The sequence below is a fragment of the Arthrobacter sp. SLBN-53 genome (assembly GCF_006715585.1).
Lineage (GTDB): Bacteria > Actinomycetota > Actinomycetes > Mycobacteriales > Mycobacteriaceae > Mycobacterium > Mycobacterium neoaurum_A.
On record NZ_VFNN01000001.1, the window covers coordinates 1,060,284 to 1,084,627 of the forward strand.

23 protein-coding genes and 1 riboswitch are annotated in these 24,344 nt (G+C 67.1%); of the genes, 9 read left to right on the plus strand and 14 right to left on the minus strand.

Going from position 1 to position 24,344, the window contains the following annotated elements:
• Positions 1–142: 142 nt before the first annotated feature.
• Genes FBY28_RS05050 through FBY28_RS05060 form a run of 3 tightly spaced genes read left to right on the plus strand, consistent with a single transcriptional unit; the run spans position 143 to position 4,138 of the window.
• Positions 143–1,066 carry a family 2A encapsulin nanocompartment shell protein gene (locus tag FBY28_RS05050; protein ID WP_141864805.1) on the plus strand — a complete coding sequence of 308 codons (924 nt, stop codon included), beginning with the start codon at positions 143–145 and terminating at the stop codon, positions 1,064–1,066.
• Complete coding sequence (locus FBY28_RS05055; RefSeq protein ID WP_141864807.1) at positions 1,053–2,882, plus strand: family 2A encapsulin nanocompartment cargo protein cysteine desulfurase; 1,830 nt, start codon at positions 1,053–1,055, stop codon at positions 2,880–2,882. The genes FBY28_RS05050 and FBY28_RS05055 overlap by 14 nt, the downstream gene beginning before the upstream one ends.
• A gap of 38 nt (positions 2,883–2,920) precedes the next feature.
• Positions 2,921–4,138 (plus strand): GNAT family N-acetyltransferase, encoded by a 1,218-nt coding sequence (locus tag FBY28_RS05060; RefSeq protein WP_141864810.1) that lies wholly within the window; start codon positions 2,921–2,923, stop codon positions 4,136–4,138.
• A gap of 15 nt (positions 4,139–4,153) precedes the next feature.
• Here FBY28_RS05060 and FBY28_RS05065 read toward each other — a convergent pair whose 3' ends face one another.
• Genes FBY28_RS05065 through lepA form a run of 4 tightly spaced genes read right to left on the minus strand, consistent with a single transcriptional unit; the run spans position 4,154 to position 8,770 of the window.
• Complete coding sequence (locus FBY28_RS05065) at positions 4,154–5,560, minus strand: DUF222 domain-containing protein (RefSeq protein ID WP_141864812.1); 1,407 nt, start codon at positions 5,558–5,560, stop codon at positions 4,154–4,156.
• Between the two features lie 37 nt (positions 5,561–5,597).
• Positions 5,598–6,131, minus strand: coding sequence for a class I SAM-dependent methyltransferase (locus FBY28_RS05070; RefSeq protein ID WP_141864814.1), 534 nt, complete (start codon positions 6,129–6,131; stop codon positions 5,598–5,600).
• 30 nt (positions 6,132–6,161) lie between these two features.
• Entirely contained in the window at positions 6,162–6,881 is a 720-nt protein-coding gene (locus FBY28_RS05075; RefSeq protein ID WP_141864817.1) for a sensor domain-containing protein, read from the minus strand.
• Positions 6,882–6,913: 32 nt separating this feature from the next.
• Positions 6,914–8,770: a translation elongation factor 4 gene (lepA, locus tag FBY28_RS05080; protein ID WP_216847999.1), complete on the minus strand. Its 1,857-nt coding sequence runs from the start codon at positions 8,768–8,770 to the stop codon at positions 6,914–6,916.
• A gap of 86 nt (positions 8,771–8,856) precedes the next feature.
• On the opposite strand from lepA, the gene FBY28_RS05085 reads away from it, so the two are divergent.
• Positions 8,857–9,444, plus strand: coding sequence for a type II toxin-antitoxin system PemK/MazF family toxin (locus FBY28_RS05085; RefSeq protein ID WP_141864821.1), 588 nt, complete (start codon positions 8,857–8,859; stop codon positions 9,442–9,444).
• Positions 9,445–9,471: 27 nt separating this feature from the next.
• Here FBY28_RS05085 and FBY28_RS05090 read toward each other — a convergent pair whose 3' ends face one another.
• The gene (locus FBY28_RS05090) at positions 9,472–10,566 is read right to left on the minus strand and encodes an LLM class flavin-dependent oxidoreductase (protein ID WP_141864824.1); all 1,095 of its coding nucleotides are present in this window, start codon (positions 10,564–10,566) and stop codon (positions 9,472–9,474) included.
• A gap of 233 nt (positions 10,567–10,799) precedes the next feature.
• Here FBY28_RS05090 and FBY28_RS05095 point away from each other — a divergent pair, with 233 nt between their 5' ends.
• The 4 genes from FBY28_RS05095 to FBY28_RS05110 are packed head-to-tail and all read left to right on the plus strand — an operon-like array spanning position 10,800 to position 14,848.
• Positions 10,800–11,801: a methionine ABC transporter ATP-binding protein gene (locus FBY28_RS05095; RefSeq protein ID WP_141864826.1), complete on the plus strand. Its 1,002-nt coding sequence runs from the start codon at positions 10,800–10,802 to the stop codon at positions 11,799–11,801.
• Positions 11,798–12,481, plus strand: coding sequence for a methionine ABC transporter permease (locus FBY28_RS05100; protein WP_141864828.1), 684 nt, complete (start codon positions 11,798–11,800; stop codon positions 12,479–12,481). The genes FBY28_RS05095 and FBY28_RS05100 overlap by 4 nt, the downstream gene beginning before the upstream one ends.
• 37 nt (positions 12,482–12,518) lie before the next feature.
• The gene (locus FBY28_RS05105; RefSeq protein WP_141864830.1) at positions 12,519–13,442 is read left to right on the plus strand and encodes a MetQ/NlpA family ABC transporter substrate-binding protein; all 924 of its coding nucleotides are present in this window, start codon (positions 12,519–12,521) and stop codon (positions 13,440–13,442) included.
• Positions 13,439–14,848 carry an LLM class flavin-dependent oxidoreductase gene (locus tag FBY28_RS05110; protein WP_286177759.1) on the plus strand — a complete coding sequence of 470 codons (1,410 nt, stop codon included), beginning with the start codon at positions 13,439–13,441 and terminating at the stop codon, positions 14,846–14,848. Before FBY28_RS05105 ends, FBY28_RS05110 begins: the two co-directional genes overlap by 4 nt.
• Here FBY28_RS05110 and FBY28_RS05115 read toward each other — a convergent pair whose 3' ends face one another.
• From FBY28_RS05115 to FBY28_RS05140, 6 genes are all read right to left on the minus strand, one after another.
• Positions 14,849–15,604, minus strand: a complete 756-nt coding sequence (locus FBY28_RS05115) for an ABC transporter ATP-binding protein (RefSeq protein WP_141864832.1) — start codon at positions 15,602–15,604, stop codon at positions 14,849–14,851.
• Between the two features lie 28 nt (positions 15,605–15,632).
• On the minus strand, positions 15,633–16,658 hold the full coding sequence (locus tag FBY28_RS05120; protein ID WP_174241541.1) for a FecCD family ABC transporter permease: 1,026 nt from the start codon (positions 16,656–16,658) through the stop codon (positions 15,633–15,635).
• The gene (locus FBY28_RS05125; protein ID WP_141864834.1) at positions 16,655–17,668 is read right to left on the minus strand and encodes an ABC transporter substrate-binding protein; all 1,014 of its coding nucleotides are present in this window, start codon (positions 17,666–17,668) and stop codon (positions 16,655–16,657) included. The genes FBY28_RS05120 and FBY28_RS05125 overlap by 4 nt, the downstream gene beginning before the upstream one ends.
• A complete protein-coding gene (locus FBY28_RS05130; protein WP_141864836.1) occupies positions 17,665–18,693 on the minus strand; it encodes an ABC transporter substrate-binding protein in 1,029 nt (342 codons plus the stop codon). The genes FBY28_RS05125 and FBY28_RS05130 overlap by 4 nt, the downstream gene beginning before the upstream one ends.
• A 40-nt stretch (positions 18,694–18,733) precedes the next feature.
• Positions 18,734–18,863: riboswitch (cobalamin riboswitch) on the minus strand.
• Positions 18,864–18,865: 2 nt separating this feature from the next.
• Complete coding sequence (locus FBY28_RS05135) at positions 18,866–19,474, minus strand: GNAT family N-acetyltransferase (protein WP_141864838.1); 609 nt, start codon at positions 19,472–19,474, stop codon at positions 18,866–18,868.
• A gap of 8 nt (positions 19,475–19,482) precedes the next feature.
• Positions 19,483–19,911 (minus strand): CBS domain-containing protein, encoded by a 429-nt coding sequence (locus FBY28_RS05140; RefSeq protein ID WP_141864840.1) that lies wholly within the window; start codon positions 19,909–19,911, stop codon positions 19,483–19,485.
• 88 nt (positions 19,912–19,999) lie between these two features.
• Between FBY28_RS05140 and FBY28_RS05145 the strand changes: the two genes are divergently transcribed.
• The gene (locus tag FBY28_RS05145; RefSeq protein WP_141864842.1) at positions 20,000–20,860 is read left to right on the plus strand and encodes a ribonuclease Z; all 861 of its coding nucleotides are present in this window, start codon (positions 20,000–20,002) and stop codon (positions 20,858–20,860) included.
• Here the strand turns inward: FBY28_RS05145 and FBY28_RS05150 are convergent.
• Genes FBY28_RS05150 through FBY28_RS05160 form a run of 3 tightly spaced genes read right to left on the minus strand, consistent with a single transcriptional unit; the run spans position 20,844 to position 24,270 of the window.
• Positions 20,844–21,674: a transglutaminase family protein gene (locus FBY28_RS05150; protein ID WP_216847508.1), complete on the minus strand. Its 831-nt coding sequence runs from the start codon at positions 21,672–21,674 to the stop codon at positions 20,844–20,846. The genes FBY28_RS05145 and FBY28_RS05150 overlap by 17 nt on opposite strands.
• A gap of 8 nt (positions 21,675–21,682) precedes the next feature.
• Positions 21,683–22,660, minus strand: a complete 978-nt coding sequence (locus FBY28_RS05155) for an alpha-E domain-containing protein (protein WP_019510656.1) — start codon at positions 22,658–22,660, stop codon at positions 21,683–21,685.
• Positions 22,660–24,270, minus strand: a complete 1,611-nt coding sequence (locus FBY28_RS05160) for a circularly permuted type 2 ATP-grasp protein (RefSeq protein WP_216848001.1) — start codon at positions 24,268–24,270, stop codon at positions 22,660–22,662. The genes FBY28_RS05155 and FBY28_RS05160 overlap by 1 nt, the downstream gene beginning before the upstream one ends.
• Positions 24,271–24,344 lie beyond the last annotated feature (74 nt).

The following is a 24,344-nucleotide window of genomic DNA, read 5'->3' on the forward strand; positions in this document are numbered from 1 at the left end:
ATGCCTGAAACCATACGCCACACCGGCGGAAAAGCCAGTGGTGGGTTAACTTCACCGTGCGCGCCAAGGCTGTCGGATTCGTTTTCGGGCCGTATCGTGGCCGCCGCATGATCACAACAGAACCCGTCGGAGGTAGCACCCCATGACGTCTGCCCAGAACGAATCGCAGGCACTCGGCGATCTCGCCGCGCGGCAACTTGCCAACGCCACGAAGACCGTTCCCCAGCTGTCCACCATCACGCCGCGTTTCCTGCTGCACCTGCTGTCCTGGGTGCCAGTGGAAGCGGGCATCTATCGCGTGAACCGCGTCGTCAACCCCGACCGGGTCGCCATCCACGCCGACGAGGGCGTCGGCACCGACGATCCTTTGCCCGAGACCTACGTCGACTACGAGACCAGCCCGCGTGAGTACACGCTGCGGTCCATCTCGACCCTGCTCGACGTGCACACCCGGGTGTCCGACCTGTACTCCAGCCCGCACGATCAGGTCGCCCAGCAGTTGCGGCTGACCATCGAGACCATCAAGGAACGCCAGGAGTACGAACTGGTCAACAACCCGGAGTACGGCCTGCTGTCGCAGGTCACCCCGGAACAGACCATTCAGACCCTGCGCGGCACCCCCACCCCGGATGACCTTGATTCACTGATCACGAAGGTGTGGAAGACGCCCGCCTTCTTCCTGACCAACCCGCTGGGCGTCGCCGCGTTCGGCCGCGAGGCCACCCGGCGCGGAGTTCCGCCGCCAGTGGTCAGCCTGTTCGGCGCCCAGTTCATCACGTGGCGCGGCATCCCGATCGTGCCGAGCGACAAGGTGCCGGTGACCGACGGGAAGACGAAGTTCATCCTGGTCCGCACCGGTGAGGAGCGCCAGGGCGTGGTTGGCTTGTTCCAGCCGGGCCTGGTCGGCGAGCAGGCCCCGGGGTTGTCGGTGCGCTTCACCGGTATCAACCGATCGGCGATCGCGTCGTACCTGGTCACGCTGTACTCGTCGCTGGCGGTGCTCACCGACGATGCGCTGGCGGTCCTGGAGGACGTCGGAGTGGACCACTTCCATGAGTACAAGTGACCTCCCGATAAGCGAGGCCGACCTGTCGGCGCTGGCAAGCCGGTTGTTCGCCGTGAGCCTGCGGCCCGGTCCGGACAGCCCGCCCGCTACCACCGCGGTGGCCCCGCGTGGAGTCGCACCGGATGTCACCACCGCGACCTCGGCGGGCGCCACCGCCGCCGGCGCCGCGCATCCGGGCACGCCCGCGGAGTTCGTGTCGGTGCCGGAGGTCAGCGTTCCGGCGACGACATCGCCGGGGCCGGAGGTGAGCCCGCCCGGTGTGGCGCCGGTGGCGCCGCGCGGCAATGCGGCGAACCCCGTCGTGCCGGTCGGTGGGTTCGACGCGTTCGCGGTGCCGTCCGGTCTGGTCCCGACCACACCGGGTGTGCTCGCGGCTCCCCCATCCGCACCGGTCGCTCCGACCCCTTCCCCGTCGCTTCGCGCGCCCCAGCGCGGTTCAGCGCCCTCCTGGCCGGGCACCGTGCCGGACGTCCCGCAGCTGGGGTGGACGGGTGCGGCGCCGGCGTCACAGGACGCCGACAGCTACTACTTCCTGCAGCGTTCCGGCTCCAACATCGCTGCCGGCGAGCCTGTTCCGGCGATCCGCGACGACCACGAGATCTTCGATGTCACCGCGATCCGGGCCGACTTCCCGATTCTGCGGGAGACCGTCAACGGCAAACCGCTGATCTGGTTCGACAACGCGGCGACCACGCAGAAGCCGCAGGCGGTCATCGACCGGCTGGCGTACTTCTACGCGCACGAGAACTCGAACATCCATCGGGCGGCACACGAGTTGGCGGCGCGCGCCACCGATGCCTACGAGGACGCCCGCGACACGGTGCGACGTTTCCTCAACGCCGGCAAGAGCGAACAGATCATATTCGTGCGCGGCACCACCGAGGCCATCAACCTGGTGGCCCACTCGTGGGGCGGCAAGCACCTGGGCGCCGGTGACGAGATCGTCATCACACATCTGGAGCATCACGCCAATATCGTTCCGTGGCAGCTGCTTTCACAGCGTACCGGCGCGGTGCTCAAGGTCGCGCCGGTCGATGATGCGGGCAATCTGCTGCTGGATGAGTTCGAGCGGCTGCTCGGACCGAAAACCAAACTGGTTGCGGCCACGCAGGTCTCAAACGCGTTGGGCACCGTGACACCGGTACAGACGATCGTCGAACTCGGGCACCGGTACGGCGCCAGGGTGCTCATCGACGCCGCCCAGTCGGTCCCGCACATCCCCATCGACGTGCAGGCGCTCGGGGCGGACTTCGTGGTGTTCTCCGGGCACAAGATCTTCGGGCCCACCGGGATCGGCGTGCTGTACGGCACCGAGGAGGCGCTCGCGGAGACCCCGCCCTGGCAGGGCGGGGGCAACATGATCGCCGACGTGACCTTGGAACGTGCCATCTTCCAAGACATTCCGAACAAGTTCGAGGCGGGCACCGGGAACATCGCTGACGCCGTCGGACTGGGCGAGGCGTTGCGCTACGTGGAACGGGTCGGTATCGAGCGGATCGCGGCCTACGAGCACGCGCTGCTCGACTACGCGACACCGCGGCTGGCCGATATCACCGGGGTGCGGTTGGTCGGTACCGCCGAAGAGAAGGCCAGCGTGCTGTCGTTCGTGCTGGCCGGTCACGAGCCCCTGGACGTCGGCAAGGCGCTCAATGCCGAGGGCATCGCGGTACGGGCCGGGCACCACTGTGCGCAGCCCATCCTGCGTCGGCTGGGCCTGGAGGCCACGGTGCGTCCGTCGTTCGCGTTCTACAACACCTTCGACGAGATCGATGTGTTCATCGATGCGGTCCGCCGCATCGCGGAGGGCTCCGCCTAGGCAGTCGGCGAGCAGAACGGACCTGGGATGATCGACGGGTGAGCCATGACATCCGGGTGTTGACCGCCGAGGACGAGTTGATCGAGGCGGGCAACATCTTCCGCACCGCGATGATCGGCTTCCCGCCGCTCAACGAACAGCAGCGCGGTCTGATCGGAAAGCTGTTGGAGCCGGGCCGCACGCTCGGTGTCTTCGTCGAGGGCAGGCTGGCCGCCACCGCCGACTCCACCACCGGCACCCTGACCCTGCCCGGTGGTGCGCGGGTGGGTCACGCCGCGGTCACCCATGTCGGCGTCCTACCGTCGTACACCCGCCGCGGTATCGCCAGCGCACTGTTGCGGCATCAATTGCGCGACATCGCCGCTCGCGGTGAGGTGGTGGCCTCGTTGCGGGCATCCGAGGCCACGATCTACGAACGCTTCGGCTACTCGGTTGCGACCACGACCGCCACCGTCGAGGTGCGTACCGCTCGGGCCGCGCTGCGTCCCGGGGTCGCGGCGAGCGGACCGGTGCGGCTGGTCGAGCCGGGCCAGGAGTGGGACATGCTGCCCCGGATCTATGCCGCCCACCGCGGCGAGCGCCCGGGGTCGATCGACCGTGACCCGCACTGGTGGCTCAATCAACAGCTGCGCGCCGAGGGCACTTCCGGTGCGAGATTCGTCGCCGTACACGGCCCGGCCGGCGAGGAGACCGGGTTCGTCCGCTACCACCCGGTGGGCACCGACACCTGGTTCACCAGCGATCAGCGGACCGTCGTCGTCGATGATCTGTTCGCCCCCACCGAGCAGGCCTACGTGGGCCTACTGCGCTTCCTGCTGGATCTGGATCTGGTCGACCGGCTGGTGCTCACCCAGGCCCCCGTGGACAGCCCGTTGCCGTGGCTGCTGCGCGACCGACGTGCCGCCCGGGTTACCGGCGTGCATGACGAAACCTGGTTGCGGGTGGTCGATGTGGCGCAGGCGCTGAGTCGGCGCACCTATGCCGGAACCGGGAGCGTGACCGTGCAGATCGAGGATCCGCTGCTGAGCCACAATTGCGCGACGTATGCGATCTCGGCGGACGGAGTTCAGACCACATCCACCCCCGCGCAGCTCGTCGTCGACGTTGCCGGCCTCGGGGCGGCACTGCTCGGTGGCACGTCGTGGCGTGATCTCGCATCGGCGGGCCTGGTGGGTGTGCACGATCCGATGGCGCCGGCCGCAGCCGACGAGTTGTTCGCGGTGCCGCAGGCGCCGTATGCGGGGTTCATCTTCTGAACCGCGCCGTCCCACCTAAAAGGGTGGTGGGTGGGTGTCGATGTGGGTGCGGTTGTGTGCGCGTTCGTGGGCTATTCGGTAGGCCCGGTTCTGTGCGCGGGTGCGGGATCGTCTGGGGGCGGCCCGTTCTCGGCCCGGCATTGGTGGTGGGATATCGATGGCGCCGAGGTCGGCGGTGGCCACGGTGAACTGCGGGAAGAACAGCGCGCCGTCGGGTTTGGTGGTGTACACCCGGCCGTTGGGGGCGGTGAGGGTGAGGGTGCCGTCGGGGTGTTGTTGGTCGGTCCAGCCGCCGGGCCCACAGTGAAATGTCTTGATCAGGTGATGGATGCGGCAGTACAGCTTGGTGTTCGACGGATGCGTCGGCCCGGCCGGCCAGGGTGTGGTGTGGTCGATATCGCAGCGCGCCACCACAGTGCAGCCCGGCCAGCGACACGTCAGGTCCCGGCAGCCGACGAAATCAGCCAACGCCCGCGACGGGTGATAGCCGGGTTCGGTACCCAGATCCTCTGCCTTGGGCACAGGTCGGATCCGGGCCGCCGGTAGCAGGTCGGCGAGCTGGTCGACGGTGATCGGCCCGTACCCGGGGATCAATGCCTGCGCCGGGCCGCGACGTTCGGTCTGTGCGGCGGTGATGCTGCCCTGCTCGGTGAGCACGTGAACAATGAACTGACCGGTGGCCACTTCGTTGCCTGCTGCCGGGCAGTCTTGGCGTCCGCACACACAAGCGATACTGGTGGCCCGCAGCGCCAGGGCGTCGAGGGCGTCGGCGCGGCGTTGGGTGTGGGTGCGCGGATCGTGCGGGCACACGGTGCGGGCCAGGGCGTCGACGCTCTGGTCGAAGACCGCCCCTTTGGCGGCGTCGACGAGGCCGTGGATTTCGACCATCCCGTCCCCGACCGGTGCCACGGTCAGGTGGCGGCGCCGCCGGGTCTCGCGGGCGCGGCGGACCGCGACGGGGTCGATCTCGATGATCATCCAGTCGATCAGCTCGGCGATCCGTTCATCCGACAGTGCGTTCCACGACGGGGCGGCCGCGGCGAGCTGGGCGTCGATGATGGCGGTGATGTCGGGGTCGGTGATCAACGCACAGCGGTGCAGGATGACCCGCAGCACCCGCAGGTCCACCCCGCCGCCGGCGAACACCTGGGCGAAGGCCGGGAGTCGGGTGAGCAGGTCACGGCCCTGGGTGATCAGGGTGCAGGCCCGGCCCCGGCTGATCCCGAGCTCGGCACCCAGTTCGGCGGCGACCAGTTCCCAGTCATCGACGATCAGATCCTGCAATCCGTGCCCGAGCTCGGCCATCCGGGCCAGGGCGAACCGGCCCGCCGCGAGCACCTTGGCCGCCACCGCGGCGCGTTCGGCCAGTAGCTGATCGCGCGCGGCATCGAGGTGGACCCCCACACCCGATCGTTCGCTCATACGTTCGATCATGCCACCGGGGTATGACACGCGGACGTCAGCGACGCCCGACCAGCCAGGCCTGTCCCCCGCCCTCACCATCGGCGATCACATCGAGAGCACCGAAAGCAGCACGTAATTCACCGGCAACAGCCCTGAACCGACCAGGGGTGGCGCCGACCTCACTGAGCACGCAGATTGCCAACAGCCCGCCCGGCTTCAGCCGCGCAGTCATCGATCCGTACAAGGCGGTATTACGAAACTTGTTGCACAGCAGCACATCGACCGGTTCTCCCGACGGCAGACCTGCATCGAGATCGGCCACGTCGAAGGTGACCGGGACAGCGGACTGTTCGGCGAACCGACGCGCCCGGACAATGGCGACCGCGGAGACGTCGACGGCCTGCACCCGCAGCCCACGCTGCGCCAACCACACCGCTACACCGCCTGTGCCGCAGGCAATGTCGAGAGCTGCACCGGTACGCGGGAACAGATCCGCGACACCGCCGAACACAGCGGGTAACGCGGCCACGGGCATGTCGGCACCCTCGACGTACATCGCGTCCCAGCGGGCACGGTCCTCAGCGCTCACACCACACACCCTAGGACGAGGTGCAGGCGCCTACTTTGCCGCGTTCTCCAACATCTTCGCGGTGATCTCCGCCGCTTCGTCGCCCGCGCCGTAACTACAAGCCCAGGCCTCGACGGTGAGGTTTGACGCGAAGGACAACGCGTGCTGGCATTCCCAACCGTCGGCGTTCTCCTGGGCCGTCACCTGGGTGAGCACGGTGCCCCCATCGGTCAGATCCTGGATCTGCCAGGTGTAGCTGTCGGTACCGTCATCGATGTCGATCGAGGAGCCCGCGCACTTCTTCCACATCGACTGGGAGTCGTCGAAGAACTGCTTTGCGTCGTCGGCCGAGGGATAGAGCACCGCGGTCTGCTCGACCCAGTGCGCATTGTCCTCATCGGGTTCGCGCGAGACCTGATCGCGCACCGCCGTGTAACCGCTGTCGCCGTAGACCGGCTGCTCGGCACCGAAGATCGCACCGAGGCATTCGGGATTGGACACATCGCGCGAATGGTCGACCATCTGGTCGAGCTCACCGGTCACCTCCATGGTGTCCGAGCCCATGATGGAGTTGATCTCGCCGATGGGCAGCAACACATCATCAAGCTGGCGCTCGCGAAGCAGTGGCATATCGGCGGGCACGGCGTTCGGGTCGCGGACCGCCTGACCGCTCACGGTGCTGGTGCAGCCGGTCACCAGCGCGCAGCCGACGGCAGCGGCCAGAACGGCATGGCGGGCGTATCGCACGCGTGACGAGGCTGCTGTGTTCACCGCGTCATTGTGACCGATGACGCGCCTGCGAGTCACTTCTTGGCTTTGTCCGAGACGGCCTCGGTGGACAACGCCGCGACAAAGGCCTCCTGCGGGACATCGACGCGGCCGATGGTCTTCATCCGCTTCTTGCCCTCCTTCTGCTTCTCCAGCAGTTTGCGCTTGCGGGTGATGTCACCGCCATAGCACTTGGACAACACGTCCTTGCGGATGGCCCGGATGTTCTCGCGGGCAATGATCCGCGAGCCGATCGCGGCCTGGATCGGCACCTCGAACTGCTGGCGCGGGATGAGTTCCTTGAGCTTGGTCGTCATCTTGTTGCCGTAGGCCGCGGCGCCGTCCTTGTGCACGATGGCGCTGAACGCGTCGACGGCCTCGCCCTGCAGCAGGATGTCGACCTTCACCAGGTCGGCCTCCTGCTCGCCGGCCTCCTCGTAGTCCAGGCTGGCGTAACCGCGGGTGCGGGACTTCAACGAATCGAAGAAGTCGAAGATGATCTCGCCCAGCGGCATCGTGTAGCGCAGCTCGACGCGCTCCGGGGACAGGTAATCCATCCCGCCGAGCTCACCGCGGCGGGTCTGGCACAGCTCCATGATGGTGCCGATGAACTCGCTGGGCGCGATGACCGTCGTCTTGACCACCGGTTCGAAGACGGCGCGAACCTTGCCCTCGGGCCAGTCCGACGGGTTGGTCACGATCATTTCGGTGTTGTCTTCCTTGACCACCCGGTAGACCACGTTGGGGGCGGTCGAGATCAGGTCGAGATTGAACTCGCGCTCCAGGCGCTCGCGAGTGATCTCCATGTGCAGCAGGCCGAGGAATCCGCACCGGAAGCCGAAGCCCAGCGCCACCGATGTCTCGGGCTCATAGGTCAGCGCGGCATCGTTGAGCTGCAGTTTGTCCAGCGCCTCACGCAGCACCGGATAGTCCGAGCCGTCCACCGGGTACAGGCCCGAGTACACCATCGGCCGCGGTTCGCGGTAGCCGGTGAGCGCCTCGGTGGCGCCCTGGCGGGCGGTGGTGACGGTGTCGCCGACCTTTGACTGACGGACATCCTTCACACCGGTGATGAGATAGCCGACCTCGCCGACCCCGAGGCCGTCGGAGGCCTTCGGTTCGGGTGAGACGATGCCGACCTCGAGCAACTCGTGCGTCGCGCCGGTGGACATCATCTTGATCTTTTCGCGGGGATTGAGCTTGCCGTCCACGACGCGCACGTAGGTGACCACACCGCGGTAGATGTCGTAGACCGAGTCGAAGATCATGGCCCGCGCGGGGGCGTCGGCATCCCCGACCGGAGCCGGGATCAGCCGGACGACCTCGTCGAGCAGCTCGCGCACGCCGACACCGGTCTTGCCGGACACCCGCAGCACGTCCTCGGGCTCACAGCCGATGATGTGCGCGATCTCCCCGGCGTATCGGTCCGGATCGGCAGCGGGCAGGTCGATCTTGTTGAGTACCGGGATGATGGTGAGGTCCCGGTCCAGCGCCAGGTAGAGGTTGGCCAGCGTCTGCGCCTCGATGCCCTGCGCGGCGTCGACCAGCAGGACCGCCCCCTCGCAGGCCTCCAGGGCGCGCGAGACCTCGTAGGTGAAGTCGACGTGGCCGGGGGTGTCGATCAGATGCAGGACGTAATTCTCTTCGGTGCCGTCCTCGCCGGTGACCGTCCACGGCAGCCGCACGTTCTGGGCCTTGATGGTGATCCCGCGCTCGCGTTCGATGTCCATCCGGTCGAGGTACTGGGCCCGCATGTCGCGGTCCGCGACGACGCCGGTGATGCCGAGCATCCGGTCGGCCAGGGTCGATTTACCGTGGTCGATATGGGCGATGATGCAGAAGTTCCTGATCTGCGCCGGCGCAGTGAACGTCTTGTCGGCGAAACTACTGATGGGAATCTCCTGGTCGAGGCGCGATAGTCGAGTCCAGCGTATCGACAGCAGGCCGTCGCCTCACAATCGCGACCTATGCTCGTCACATGGCGTCGCAGTGGAAGACCTTCCAACGCTTCGCGGAGCACCTTGTCTTCAACGAAGCACCCAAGCTCATCCGGCAGCTGCCCAAGCCCGAACGGGTCCTGCAACAGGGGCTGAAAATCGGGCTGGACGCGCTGGCCGGCGCGCAGGCCGTCCAGCGCCCACCGACGGCGATCACCGCCGGACGCCCGGTGACCAGCGCTAGCGTCCCGACCGCGCACCGGGCCAGGCGCATCGAGTACTCCCCCGACCTGGACGGCCGGGCCGACCCGGGCGAGATCGTGTGGACCTGGGTGGTCTACGAAGACGACCCCACCCGCGGTAAGGATCGCCCGGTCCTCGTCGTCGGACGCGACCAGCGCGTGCTGCTGGGACTCATGCTGTCCAGCCAGGACCGGCACGCCACCGACGGTGACTGGGTCGGCATCGGCACCGGCAGCTGGGACTACGAAGGCCGGCCCAGCTGGGTGCGGCTGGACCGGGTGCTCGACGTGCCCGAAGACGGGATTCGGCGCGAGGGCGCAATCCTGGAACGCGAGAAGTTCGAACTGGTCGCGACCCGGTTGCGCGCCGAGTTCTCGTGGACCTGATTTTCGCCGCCGCGAAGGCGTCCTGACTCAGACCGGCAGGCCCGCGCGCACCAGCGGCAGCACGCCGTGGCCGACATGGCCGATCTCGTCGGCCTGCGGGTAGCCCGAGAGCACGAATTCGCTGATGCCCAGCCCCGCGTACTCGGCGAACACCGCGGCGACCTGCTCGTAGCTGCCGATCGCCGCGGTACCGGCCCCGTCGCGTAACAGGCTCGGTCCGGCCCACAGCCCGGGATGGACCTCCAGGCTGCGCGCATCGGTCAGTTGGCCGGTGGTCAACGCCGCCATCCGGCGCTGCCCCTCCGAGCCGCTGGACAGGTAGCGATCGTGGGCACGGCGCACGGCGTCGGGATCCAGGCCCGCGATGAGCTCGTCGGCACGTTGCCAGGCCTGCTCCTCGGTGGGCCGCGCGACGGTGTGCAGGCGTAGGCCGAACCTCACCTCCCGTCCGTGTCGCGCCGCGGCGACGCGCACCCGGTCGATTTTTTCCGCGACCTGATCCGGCGGCTCACCCCATGTCAGGTAGACGTCGGCGTGTTCGGCGGCCACCTCGATCGCCTCGGGTGAGGAACCGCCGAAGTAGACGGTGGGCACAGTCTCGACCGGGTACGCCGTCCTGGCGTTCTCCACGTTGTAGAACTCGCCATGGAAGGTGAACTCCGGATTGCTCCAAGCGCCGCGGACCACGGTCAAGAACTCGGCGGTGCGCCGGTACCGCGCGGACTTGTCGATCGCATCGCCATAGCGGCGCATCTCCGCATCGTCTCCACCGGTAACGATGTTGAGGGCCAACCGGTTTCCGGTGAAGCGCTGGTAGGTGCCGACCTGCTGGACGGCCAGCGTCGGTGAGAGCACGCCGGGCCGGAACGCCACCAGGAATGTGAGCCGCTCGGTGTGTTGGGCCAATGCCGCGGTGGCCAACCACGAATCCTCGCAATGGGATCCCGTCGGGGTGAGGGCGGCCTCGAACCCCAGATCTTCGGCAGTGCGCACCAGCGCGGTCAGATTCTCCAGCGTCGGCTGCAGATGCGAGCGCGCACGGCTCGCCGCATCACCCCGGTTGTCGGCGATGGTGGTGGTATCGCCGTGCGTGGGCAGATACCAGTGGAATTTCACCGTCACGGCGTCGGCCCCTCGCCGACGATCCGCTTCGCCGAAAACAGGAAGTCCTCAACTCGCATCCGACAAATCTACTCAGCGACAGAGACTTTCGACAATCATGACGCAGTTCGAATCAACCAGATCGCTACCGTTCCGCGGCGGCGGCCCAGTACGTATCTTGAGCGGATTCGCGCAGAGGTATGCCAGCGCTCCGTGCCGTCCGACCCCGGGGCGGATCAACCAAGAGAGTCAACGTGATCGAGATCGAGAATCTGACCAAGAGGTTCGGCGACCGCACCGTCCTCGACGATATCTCCCTGTCGGTCGGTAGCGGTGAGATCCTGGCCGTCGTCGGACCAAGCGGCGCCGGAAAGAGCACGTTGTCGCGCTGCGTGAGCTTCCTGGAGCGGCCCACCAGTGGCACCGTGCGCGTCGACGGTAAGGACTTCACCCGCCTCGACCGTGCCCAGCTACTGGCCGCCCGCCGCAGCGTCGGCGTGATCTTCCAGACCGCTCCTCTGCTGCGCCGCCGCACTGTGGCCCAGAACGTCGCGCTGCCATTGCAATACCTGCACGCCACCGACGGCTCGGTGAACAAACGTGTCGACGAGCTACTGGACCGGGTCGGGTTGAGCGACCGCCGTGAGTTCTACCCGGCCCAGCTCTCGGGGGGCCAGAAGCAGCGGGTCGGTATTGCCCGCGCACTCGCGCTCGGGCCGTCCAACCTGCTCTCCGACGAGGCAACGTCCGGGCTGGACCCGGCCACGACCCAGTCGATCCTTGGATTGCTCGCCGAACTGCGCGATGAGTTCGGCCTGTCGATCATCCTGATCACCCACGAGATGGAGGTGGTTCGCGAGATCGCCGATTCGGTGGCCCGTATCGACAACGGTCGCATCATCGAGAGTGGCTCGGTCGAAGACATCATCCTCGATCCGAATTCTGCTCTGGCACATGAGCTGTTGCCCGACCGTCCCAGTGCACCCCTGCGCGCACCCGGTGACGTGTGGGAGATCTCGTACGCCTCCCGCGATGTCCCGCTGGATTGGCTGACCTCCATCCGATCCACCCCGGGACTGACCAGCACACAGGTCCACGTGCTCAGCGCCAGCGTGGAGGCGATCCGCGGCGTCGCAGTGGGCCGCGCCGTGCTGGCCATCTCCCCCGGCGCACCAGCCGGTTTCGCCGATCACCTGCGTGACCGCGGCCTGCACGTGCGTGCCGTCGACACCGTCGGCGGCGAGGAAGCCGCATGATCCTGCTCGCCGCCGAAGACTTCAGCACCCCATGGGCACGGGTCCCCGATCTGTTGCTGCCCGCCTACGGCGAAACCTGGGTGATGGTCGGGGTGACGATGACGCTCGTGGTGTTGATCGGCACACCGGTGGGCATCGTGCTACACAACACGTCATCGTTCGGGCTGTTCCCGGACCCGCGAGTATTCAACGCGTTGAACATGATCGTGAACATCGGTCGATCGCTGCCGTTCCTGATCCTGATGGCCGCGATCATCCCGATCACCCGATTCATCGTCGGCACCACCATCGGCATCGCCGCCGCGATCGTGCCGATGACGGTGGCCGGCATACCCTTCTTCGCCCGCCTCGTCCAGAACGCGTTGCGCGAGGTCCGCACCGATGTCGCCGATATGGGACTGGTCTCGGGCGGCTCGCACGTCCAGGTGATCCGGTCCGTGCAGCTTTCCGAGGCGCTCCCCGCGCTGGCCGGTGCCCTGACCGTCAACACCATCGCGATGATCGAGTACTCGGCGATCGCCGGATCCATCGGCGCCGGCGGCGTCGGACATCTCGCAATCACCTACGGCTACAACAGGTTCGACGACAACATCATGATCGCCACCGTGATCGCACTGATCATCACCATCCAGTTGGTCCAGTTCACCGGCGACCGTGTTGTCAAAGCACTCACCCGCTGAGCACTCACCCGCTGACCCGACGAGAACAGAGGAACACATGACAGACCAGCACAACCCGACGGCAGATATCGAGATCAGACAGCGCAAGCGCTGGCCGTGGATCGCCTCGGCCGCCGGTCTGGTTGCCGTCGTCGTCGGCGGTATCGTCTACAGTCAGAACGCCAATCGAGACCAGCCCTTCGGCACCGAACTCGAGGTGGCCACCTGGAGTACCGATATCGCGGCCGAGAATCTACTGGCCTACATCAGCGAGAACATCGCGCCCGAGCACGGCATCACCATAAAGCCCGTACAGATCGACAACCTGATCGAGATCAACCGCGCGGTCGACGCCGGTACCGTGGCCGGCAACTTCTTCGAGCACCAGCCGTTCCTGAACGATGCCATCGCCGCCAACGGTTTCGAGCTGACGCTGGCGGCGCCGACATTCACCTGGGATCAGGCCACCTACTCCGACAAGTACGACAGCTGGGACCAACTGCCCGCCGGTGCCAAGATCGCCCTGCGTGACGATCCCGCCGGTCAGGCCATTGCCCTGCTGGATCTCGCCGAGGCCGGCCAGATCACCCTGAAGCCCGGCAAGGACACCGTCGAGGGGCTGCCCCAGCTCAGCGATGTGGCCACCAACCCGAAGGACTACGAGTTCATCCAGGTACCGATCGGCCAGCTGGCCCGCAGCCTGGCCGATGTCGACGCCGTGGTGGTGCACATCTCCGATGTGTACGCCGCGGGCTTGCGCGAATATCAGATCCTGGACCGCCATCCAGCACCCGCAGGCAGCGAGGGTGGCCTGGTGGTCAGCAACAAACATCTCGACGACCCGAACGTCGAGAAGCTGATCGCCACCTTCTCCGACCCGAAGATCGCCGAGTTCCTACAGACCACCGACAACGCCCTGATCCGCGACACCCTCGGTCCGATCGGCGAGTCGGACTCCGCGGGACAAGGCACCAGCTCGTGACCGACCGACGCCGTAAACCGCTGTATTACTCGGCATTCGTGATGAATACCGCATCCCACGTGCTGCACGGGTTGTGGCGGGCACCGGAGGCGCAGAACCACAAGTTCAATTCCTTGCGGCATTGGACTTCGCTGGCCGCCGAGGTCGACAAGGCGGGCTACGATCTGCTGTTCTTCGCCGATGTCTTCGGGTTGCGCGCGCCGTGGAACGGCAACTGGCGCAAATCGGTCGAGGCGGGCATCCAGATCCCGGTGAACGATCCCTCGGTGCTGGCGTCGGCGCTCGCGGCGGTGACGGAGAACCTCGGCATCGTGTTCACCAGCTCGATCATCCAGGATCACCCGTTCAATTTCGCCAGGCGGATGTCCTCACTCGATCATTACACCGAGGGCCGGCTGGGCTGGAACATCGTGACCAGCTTCAACGCCAACATGTTTCGCAGTTTCGGCCACGAGGGCACCCTCGCCCACGACGAGCGCTACGAGTGGGCCCACGAATACGTCGACGTCGCCTACAAACTCTGGGAGGGTTCCTGGGACGAGGACGCGCTGGTACAGGACAAGCAGCGCAGCGTGCATTCCGACCCGGCGAAGATCCACCGGATCAACCACGTCGGACCGCGCTACCGCGTCGAGGGACCGCATTTCACCTCACCGTCTCCGCAACGCACACCGGTGCTGTTCCAGGCCGGTTCCTCCCCCGCGGGCCAACTGTTCTCGGCACGTAATGCCGAGGGCGTCTACATCGGCAGCCCCTCACCGGCGGATGCCTACAAGCTGACCACCGAAACCCGATCACTGGCCGCCGAGTACGGCAGGGATCCCGACGACATCACCTTTGCCCAAGGCCTGTCCTTCGTCATCGGCGACACCCATGCCGACGCGATCCGACGCAACGACGAACTCAAGCGCTACCTCGATCTGGAGGGCATCGCCTTGCACGCACTCGGCGATGCCGGTATCGACGCGGGCGGGCTGCCGCTGGATACCCCGATCAGTGAGCTCGGTGAGTTCACCGGCATCCAGAGCTTCAAGCGCTGGGCCGCCGAGGTTTCCGGCAACGAGGAGCCCACCATCCGCGACATGGCATGGGTGATGGAGGGCGCCAACCGGGTCGTGGGCACCCCCACCGAGATCGCGGATCGCTTGGAAGAATGGCGGGAGGCCGGTGTGGACGGGATCAACGTCTATCACGCGACGGTTCCACAATCGTTCCGCGAGGTGGCCGACCGGCTGTTCCCCACCTTGCGTGAGCGCGGCCTGCTCGGCACCGACAAGTCGGGTACGTTGCGCCACAAGCTGCTCGGCAAGGGTGACCGGCTGCCCGACAGCCATCCGGCCGCGCGTTACCGCGGCGCTTTCGCCGGCAACTCGCTGGCCGATCGGGAGATCCAACCGGTCGCCTGATCAGTCGAGCGCGAACCGAACATGCGGCAGCCCGTCCTCGACGCTGACCCGGCATCGGACCCCGTACACCATCTCGATCAGCTCTTCGGTAAGCACCTCGGCGGGAATTCCCGTCGCCACGACGATCCCGCCGGACAGCACCACGATGTGATCGCAGAACATCGCCGCCAGATTGAGGTCGTGCAGCGCGACGACCGTCGTGATGTCCAGCCGGCGGACCAGCACCAGGATCTCCAACTGGTGGGCGATGTCGAGGTGGTTGGTCGGCTCGTCGAGCAGCAGGTGGTCCGGGTCCTGGGCCAGCGCCCTGGCGATCTGGACCCGCTGGCGCTCACCGCCGGACAGGGTCTGCCAGAACCGTTCGGTCATATCGGTCAGCCCGGTCGCTGCCAACGCGCGGTCCACCACCGCCGTGCCCTCGGTGTCCGTCCCGATCATGCCGGTGTACGGGATCCGCCCCAGCCGCACCACATCACGCACCGTGATGTGTAACTCGGTCTCGGCGTGCTGGGCCACCATCGCCACTCGCCGGGCCAGGGTGCGCCGCGACATCCGGGCTATCGGACGGCCATCGAGTTCGACCACCCCGTCGTCGGGGTGATCGACCCCGGCGAGCAGCTTGAGCAGCGAGGACTTACCGGATCCGTTCGGCCCGAGCAGTCCCACGGTGCTGCCCGCCGCGGGCTTCAGGGTGACACCGTCGAGCACCATTCGGCCCGAGCGTGTCCAGCCGACCCGGTCCGCGCGCAGGCTCATGTGTCGACGATTCTCTTGCAAGCTGCGCTCATGCCGGTATCCCCCGGCGGCGCAACAGGATCAACGCGAACGCAGGCACACCCAACAGCGCGGTCACCACCCCGGTGGGTAGCTCCTGCGGCGCGAACACGGTGCGGGCCAACGTGTCGACCCACACCATGAACACCGCGCCGAAGATGGCCACCGTCGGCAACAGACGTAGATGCGCGGGCCCCACCACGAATCGGGCGGCGTGCGGTAACACCAACCCGACGAATCCGATCGCCCCGGCAGCGCTGACCAGCGCGGCGGTGATCAGCGCGGTCATCACCAGCAACACGATGCGGGCCTGCCGGACCGACACCCCGAGGGTGGCCGCGGCGTCGTCACCGAAGGCGAAGGCGTCCAGCGCCCGCGCGTAGGCCAAACAGCACACCAGTCCGGTGCCCACCACCACACCGCAGACCGCGACATCGGTCCAGGACACCCCGGCAAGGGAACCGAGCAACCAGAACAGCACGCCCCGGGTCTGCTCGGCGTCGGCCGATGACAAGACGATGAACGATGTCAACGCCGAGAACAGTTGCGTGGCAGCAACACCGGCCAGCACCACCCGGTCGGTGCCGCCGCCCGCGGCATGCGCCAACAGCAGCACCACCCCGAAGGACAGCACCGCTCCGACGAATGCGCCACCGGAGAGCGTGAGCGCGCCCGCGCCGACCCCGAGCACCGCGATCAACACCGCGCCGGTCGAGGCGCCCGAGGACACTCCGAGCACGAACGGATCGGCCAGCGGATTGCGCAGCAGCGACTGCAGAATCGCACCACACAGGGCCAGCCCCGCACCGCATACCGCGGCGAGCAGCACCCGCGGCAACCGCAGCTGCCACACGATGCCGTCCTGGATCCTGGTCGCGCCCGAGGGACCGGCACCAAGATGTTCGGCGACGATCCCATAGACGTCACGGACGGACAGGGCCGCCGGGCCGATGGTGATGGCCGCCGCCGCCGAGGCGACCAGCAGCGCCAGTCCCAGTATCCAGAGGACGGCCAACGAGGGCGTGCGCAGCGTCACCGTGCGCCGGCGTATCCGAAGCGGCGCAGTCCGTCGGCGACCTTCTCGGTGCCGTCGACGGTGCGGATGGACGGGTTGAGGTCGGCGCCGTTGACCACGATGTAGCGCTTCTGCTGCACGGCGGTCAGCCGCGAGGTCACCGGATTGGACTCCAAGAAGGCGATCTTCGCATCCAGCGCGTCACCGTCGATGGTGCGCCGGCTCAGGTCCGCGAGCACCAGGACGTCGGGATCGCGTTCGGCGATCACCTCCCAGCTGACCTGCGGCCACTCCTCGGTGGTGTCGACGAAGATGTTGCGCGCACCGACCGCGTCGGTGATGACGCCCGGCGAGCCGCAGCACCCGGCGAAATACGGCGCTCGGATATCGGAGAACCAGTACCCGAGATCGGCATCGACCTGCAACCGGTTGGCCTGCATCCGCTGCTCCAACTGGGCGACCAGCTCCTCACCACGCTCGATGACGTCGAAAATGCGTGCCAGCTCTCGGATCTCCTGGTAGATGGCGGCCATGGTGAACGGTTCGTCACGCGGTCCGTCGGTGTCCACAGACATCCTGCCCACGCAATCACTGGGTGCCACATAGGTGGGCACCCCGAGGGACCCGAACTGATCGCGGTCGGCAACGCCGCCGGGCCCGAGCGTTCCGGCGAAGGATGCCGATACGAAATCGGGTTCGGTGTCGAGCACCGTCTCCAGCGATGGCTTGTTCTCCGCCAGTTTCGGAACCGTGGCGTTGGCCGCGGCGAGATTCTCCCGGACCGGATCTGTCCAGGTGGCGGTGCCGACCATGCGGTCGGCGAGCCCGAGCGACAGCAGGATCTCGGTAGACCCCTGGTTCAGCGAGACCGCGCGCTGCGGCGGCGCGGGAATGACGACATCGCGACCGCAGTTGCTCACCGTCATGGGATAACCGGCGCTTGCGGCGTCATTGCGGGCGCTGACCGCCGACTGTCCGCAGGCGGTCAGCGCCGACACGGCGGCGATGCCGAGCACGGCGCGGACGATCATTTCGGTTCCCCGATCGTCGCGAAACCGTCGGCGAGTTTCTCCACGGCGTCGATCTGACGGATACCCGGGTCGAGTTCGGAGCCCGTCAGCACGACGTAGCGCTTCTGCTGAACGGCCGTCATGTTCCGGGTGACGGGGTTGGACTCCAGGAACGCAATCTTGGTGTCGAGGGCGTCCCCGTCGATGCGTTTGCGGCTCAGATCGGCCAGCACCAGCACGTCGGGGTTGCGGTCGGCCAGCGCCTCCCAGCTGATCTCGGGCCAGTCCTCGGCGGCGTCGGCGAATACATTGGTGGCGCCGAACTCGCGGGCGTAGAGCCCGGGCGCCGAACAACAGCCGGCCAGGTACGGGGTGCGCAACCCGGAGAACCAGAACGCCACCGTGGCCTCGCGCGCCGCGATCCGAGGTGCGTCGTCGAGCCGCTGCCTGAGCCGGCTCACCAGCTCCGCGCCACGGTCCTGGACGTCGAAAATCTGTGCCAGCTCGGTGATTTCACGAAACAGCGTGTCCATCTCCAGCGGTGCGGTACGCGTCACCGTCTCACCGTCGACGATGGCGTCGGTGCACACCGATGGCGACTGGTAGGTGGGGATGCCGAGTTCGGCCAGGCGGGCGCGCTCACCGACGACAGCAGGGGTGAACGTATGGGCGCTCGCCGAGGTGATGAGATCGGGTTCCAGATCGAGCACCGCCTCCAGGCTCGGGTCGTTGTCGGCGATCCGGGGCACCCGGTCGTTGTCGGCGGCCAACGCGGGCAGCACCGGGTCGAACCAGGTGGAGGTGCCCGCCATCCGGTCGGCCAGGCCGAGGGAGAGCAGGATCTCGGTGGAGGCCTGATACAGCGACACCGCGCGTCGCGGCGCATGCTCGAAGGTGACCTGCACGCCGCAGTTCTGCAGCGTCAGCGGATAGCTGGTACCGCCGGCTTCTACGGCCGCGGCAGCGGGTGCGGGAGCCGGCGCCTCCGCTCTGCCACAGGCGGTGACGGTGAGGACAAGACAGAGCAGCGTGACGATCACCCGCACGGCGGTGACTTCCTTCGGTACAGGGCCCAAACGCGGAGCCGTCGACGGTGGCACGACCGCAGGCATTCGGGCTCGAGGCCATGCCTCACACCGCTGCGCGTCAGCTCCGGATTGTCACCGGATTCCCCTGCAGGTCAGCACCGAACTCTACCGGCTTGCACCGCAGACGGGTTTACCGCGGGTTGCGCCACATCGGGTACATGACGGGTCCCCCGTCGCGCAGGGTGATCTCTCCGGTGACCTCGAAGCCGAAGCGCTGGTAGTAACCGATGTTGTCGGGGTTGCTGGACTCCAGGTAGACGGGCGCGTACTCGGCATCGCAACGGTCCAACCGCGACCGCATCAGCGCGTGACCGAAGCCGCCACCACGTACCTGCGGATCGCTGCCGATCACGGCGAGATACCAGTGCGGCTCGTCGGGGTGCGACCGCTTCATCAACTCCGATACCTGCATCCCGCGGCGCACCGCACCGCCGAAGGTCAGCAGCATCGATGGCGCCGCACGCAATTCCTCGGCCGCGGTGTGCCGCCACTGACCCGGCGGGTCCCACAGCGCCGCCGCCGCGATGCCGGACTCCGCACAGGCGACCTCCACCCCGCCGCGAGCCAGATGGTGATGGCGGGTCAGTCCGGCGAACAGCTTGTGCAGTTTGCGCCGACGCGCCTGCGGGTCGGGCAGCATCCACGCCATCACCGGATCGTCGAAGAACGCCCGGCCCAGCACCCGGCCCAGGGTGTCGACATCGGAACGGGCGGCGGGTCGTACCTGTGGGTCACGCACCCGTCCATTCAGCCCTGCGTGATGTACGCCTGCAAGTACTCCGTGCTGGACTCCAGTTCCTGCATGCGGCTCTTGAGCAGGTCCCCGATGCTCACGATCCCGGCCAACCGGCCGTCCTGGAGCACCGGGATGTGCCGCACCCGGTGATGGGTCATCGCCGCACTCAGACTGTCGACCGAGTCCTCGGGTGCACAGAACACCAGATGCGTGGTCATGATCTCGCCGACCGGTCTGGTCAGCAGATCCAGACCCAGATCATGCAGACGGCGCACCACATCGCGCTCGGAGACGATGCCGACCGGCCCGTCCGGACCGACGACCACCATCGCGCCGATATTCCGCCCGACCAGGCCCGCGAGCAGATCGGCCACCGATGTCTCCGGTGCGATCGTGGCCACCGCCGACCCCTTGTTCCGCAGTACGTCGGCTATCCGCATGACGCCCTCCCGCGATATGTGACCTCCGCCACATTCAGGCTACGTCGGATCTGCCACCTGCGGACGATTGCGGCGGTATATGTGGGCCATGATCGAGGTGACTCTGTTGGGAACCGGCAGCCCCATCCCCGACCCGGACCGGGCGGGCCCGTCCACCCTGATCCGCGCAGCGGACCAGACGTTCCTCGTCGACTGCGGCCGCGGGGTACTGCAGAGACTCGCCGCTGCGGGCTCCGGCGCGCCCCAGCTCAGCGCGCTGTTGCTGACCCACCTACACAGCGACCATATCGCCGATCTGGGCGATGTCCTGATCACCCGGTGGATCGGCACCTTCGACCCCGACCCCACACCGCTGCCCATCATCGGGCCGCCCGGCACCGCCGACGTGGTCAAGGCGATGCTGGCCGCGTTCGGCCATGACATCTCCTACCGACTGGAGCACCACGCCGATCTGACCGGACCACCGCGGGTGCAGGTGCACGAGTACACCGACGGGATGGTGTGGGATGAGGGCGGCGTGCAGGTGCGCGTCGCGCCCACCGACCACCGACCGGTCGCGCCGACCATCGCCTTCCGCATCGATCACGGTGGCGCCTCGGTGGTGCTCGCCGGCGATACGGTGCCGTGCGCCACGCTTGATGCGCTGACCTCCGGGGCAGGCGCTTTGGTGCACACCGCGATTCGTCGCGATCTGATCGAGGCGGTGCCCCTGCAGCGGGTGCGCGACATCTGCGACTACCACTCCAGTGTGGAACAGGCCGCCGATACCGCCGCGCGCGCCGGCGTCGGCATCCTGATCCTGACCCATTACGTGCCCGCCATGGCGCCGGGCACCGAAGATCAGTGGCGGGCGCTGGCAGCCACCACCTTCGACCGACAGATCGAACTCGGCAACGATCTGCACCGGGTGCAGGTTCACCCCGGCGTCTGCGTCAAGCCAGCCGGGTGATCTCCACGACCACGTCGAGGTCGGTGGATCCCTCACCCGAGTAGATGCCCTTCAGCGGGGTCACGTCGGCGTAGTCCCGGCCCACACCCACGCTGATGTACTGCTCGTTGATGTCCTTGTCGTTGGTCGGGTCGTAGTGCCACCAGTCGCCGGTCCAGGCCTGGATCCAGGCATGGCTCTGTCCTTCGACGGTGTCACCCACCTTGGCGGTGCGCTTGGGGTGCAGGTACCCCGACACATAGCGGGCCGGTATTCCCATGCTGCGCAACAGGATCAGCGTCAGGTGCGCGAAATCCTGGCAGACACCCTTGCCCTCGCGCAGCGCGTCCAGGCCCGAGGAGTGCACGCCGGTGGTGCCGGACACGTACTTGAGTTCACCGGTCACCCATCGCGATGCCTCGATGACCGCCTGCTGGGGGTCGTGATTCTTCATGATCTGGCGGCCCACCCGCTCCATGCGCTTGCTGGCCGGTGTGTAGACCGTCGGGGTCAGCAACTCGTCGAAGCGGTCGATCACGGCCTCCGATTCCAGGTCTTCCCACGTCACCGAAGACTCCGGGATGACCGGTTGCTCGGTCTCCACCACCGAGGACGCCGTCACCTCCAGTTCGGTGTGCGGCGCGTGCAGATCGAACGTGGTGACCGCCGTGCCCCAGTAGTCGACATAGCGGTACTGACGGGTCGCCGGGACGGTTTCCACCCGGTTCAGGATGACGTTCTGCCGGGAATCCGAGCGTGGCGTCAGGCGCGCCTCGTTGAAGGACGCCGTGACGGGCGACTTGTAGGCGTAGCCCGTTGCATGGACCACCCGCATACGCCACATCAGATCTCTCCCTCTTCGATGACGGTGCCGCCGGCTCGACCGGCATCGGTCCAGGCAACCCACGGTGCGGAATGAAAGTACTGCAGCGCCAACGCTTCCCCCACCTTGACACAGGTCTGCTGCAGTGCCGCCAGCTGATCTTCCAGCGATTCCAGGAGCACACCGGGTGGCAGGAACTCCAGTTCACTGCGGGCGCGTCCGAGCAGGCGCTGCGCCTCGGCGGTCGCCCCGACCCGATTGTGCCTACGGTGCAACAACTCGTCGAGACTGTGCTCGGCGAGGCGCAGGGAGTAGAAGATCGACCGCGGGAACAGCCGGTCCAACAACAGGAATTCGACCACCCTGCTGGCATCGAGGACACCGCGGTAGGTGCGCAGGTAGGTGTCGTGGGCGCCGGCGGAACGCAGCACCGTCACCCAGGCCGGCGACGAACCACTGTCGCCGACCCGCGAGAGCAGCATGCGCACCGTCATGTCGACGCGTTCGATGGCCCGGCCGAGCACCATGAAGCGGTAGCCGTCATCGCGCGACAGCGTCGAATCGGCGAGACCGGCGAACATCGCAGCGCGCCCCTCGACATAGGCGAGGAACTCGTGCGGCCCGAGCCGCCGAGCCGCCCGCTCCCGCTCTGCCAGCGCGTTGTAGGTGGTGTTGAGGCACTCCCACATCTCGGTGGAGGTGACTTCGCGTGCCCCGCGGGCATTTTCACGGGCGGCGGTGATCGATTCGACGATCGAGCAGCCGCCCTGGGTATCCCGGCCGAACGCGACGAGGTCGGTCAGTGACCACACGTCGAGCTGCTGTTCGGGGGGTTCGATATCGAGCACTCGCAGCAGGACCCGCGATGTGTGGTCGGGGTCCACGCTGGAGTCTTCGAGCAGTTGGTGAACCACCACGTCGAGGATGCGCGCAGTGTCATCGGCGCGCTCCACATAGCGGCCGATCCAGTACAGCGATTCCGCATTACGGGCCAGCATCAGTCGACCACCGCCTGTTGTTGTTGCTGCTGTTGCTGTTCTGGGGCGGTACGGATTTCGCGGGCCTGCTGCTGCTGGGTCTGAGTCGATCCGTCGCCCTTGGTGTCCCGGCCCGCCTTGGTGCTGCGCGAGGCCTTTTCGGCGACCGAGGCCTGGCCGTTCTTGACCGTCTCGGGCAGCGCGCGCACCACCTCGGCGGCGGCCAATTCCCGATCGGCGGCCGAGGTCCGCGACGCCAGCACCCAGGTGTCCTTGGAACCACCACCCTGGCTCGAGTTCACCACCAGCGACCCCTCGGGCAGCGCCACGCGGGTCAGTCCGCCGGGCAGCACCCACACCTCGTCACCGTCATTGACCGCGAAGGGTCGCAGGTCGACGTGCCGGGGGGCGAGCTTGTCACCGATCTTGGTCGGCACCGTCGACAACTGCACGACGGGTTGGGCAATCCAGCCGCGCGGGTCGGCGCGGATCTTCTTCGAGATCGTGGCGAGTTCCTTGGTTGAGGCATCCGGTCCGAACACGATGCCGTACCCACCGGAGCCCTCCACCGGCTTGATCACCAGTTCGTCGACCCGGTCGAGCACCTCCTCGCGCTCCTCGTCCAGCCAGCAGCGGAAGGTGTCCACATTGGCCAGCAGCGGCTTTTCGCCGAGGTAGTACTCGATGATGGTCGGCACGTAGGTGTAGACGAGCTTGTCATCACCCACGCCGTTGCCGACGGCGCTGGAGATGACCACGTTGCCGGCGCGCGCGGCGTTGAGCACACCGGCGACACCGAGCACCGAATCCGGCTTGAACTGCATGGGGTCCAGGAAGTCGTCGTCGATCCGGCGGTAGATGACATCGACCTGGCGCTCACCCTCGGTGGTGCGCATGTAGACGGTGTTGTCGCGGCAGAACAGGTCGCGCCCTTCGACCAGTTCCACGCCCATCTGCCTGGCGAGCAGCGAGTGCTCGAAGTAGGCGGAGTTGTAGACCCCCGGGGTCAGCACGACGACGGTCGGATCGGCCTCGTTGGTCGCCGCCGCCTTGCGTAGCGCGCGCAGCAGATGTGACGAGTAGTCGCCGACGGCCCGCACCCGGTGCGAGGCGAACAGGTTGGGGAACACCCGCGCCATGGTCCGGCGGTTCTCCATCACGTAGGACACCCCCGACGGCGAACGCAGGTTGTCCTCCAACACCCGGAAGGTGCCCTGGGCATCGCGGACCAGATCGATCCCGGCGACATGGATCCGCACACCGTTCGGCGGGACGATCCCGACCGCCTCGCGGTGGAAGTGCTCACACGAGGTGATCAGCCGCCGCGGGATGACCCCGTCGCGCAGGATCTCCTGCTCGCCGTAGATGTCGTCCAGATAGAGCTCCAGCGCCTTGACCCGCTGGGCGATGCCCTTCTCCAACCGCGTCCATTCGGCCGCCGAGATGACCCGAGGAACGAGGTCCAGCGGGAAAGGCCGCTCCTGACCGGACAGCGAGAAGGTGATGCCCTGGTCGATGAACGCGCGACCCAGCGCTTCGGTGCGGGCCTCCAACTCGTCGGCATCCGACGGCGAGAGTTCAGCGAAGATTCCCTTGTAGGGCGGCCGGACGTTGCCGGAGCCGTCGAACATCTCATCGAAGGCCGCGCCGTAACCGGCGAACTCGGTGTAACCGTCGAAGATCCCCACCTGCTGTTTTTTGGTTC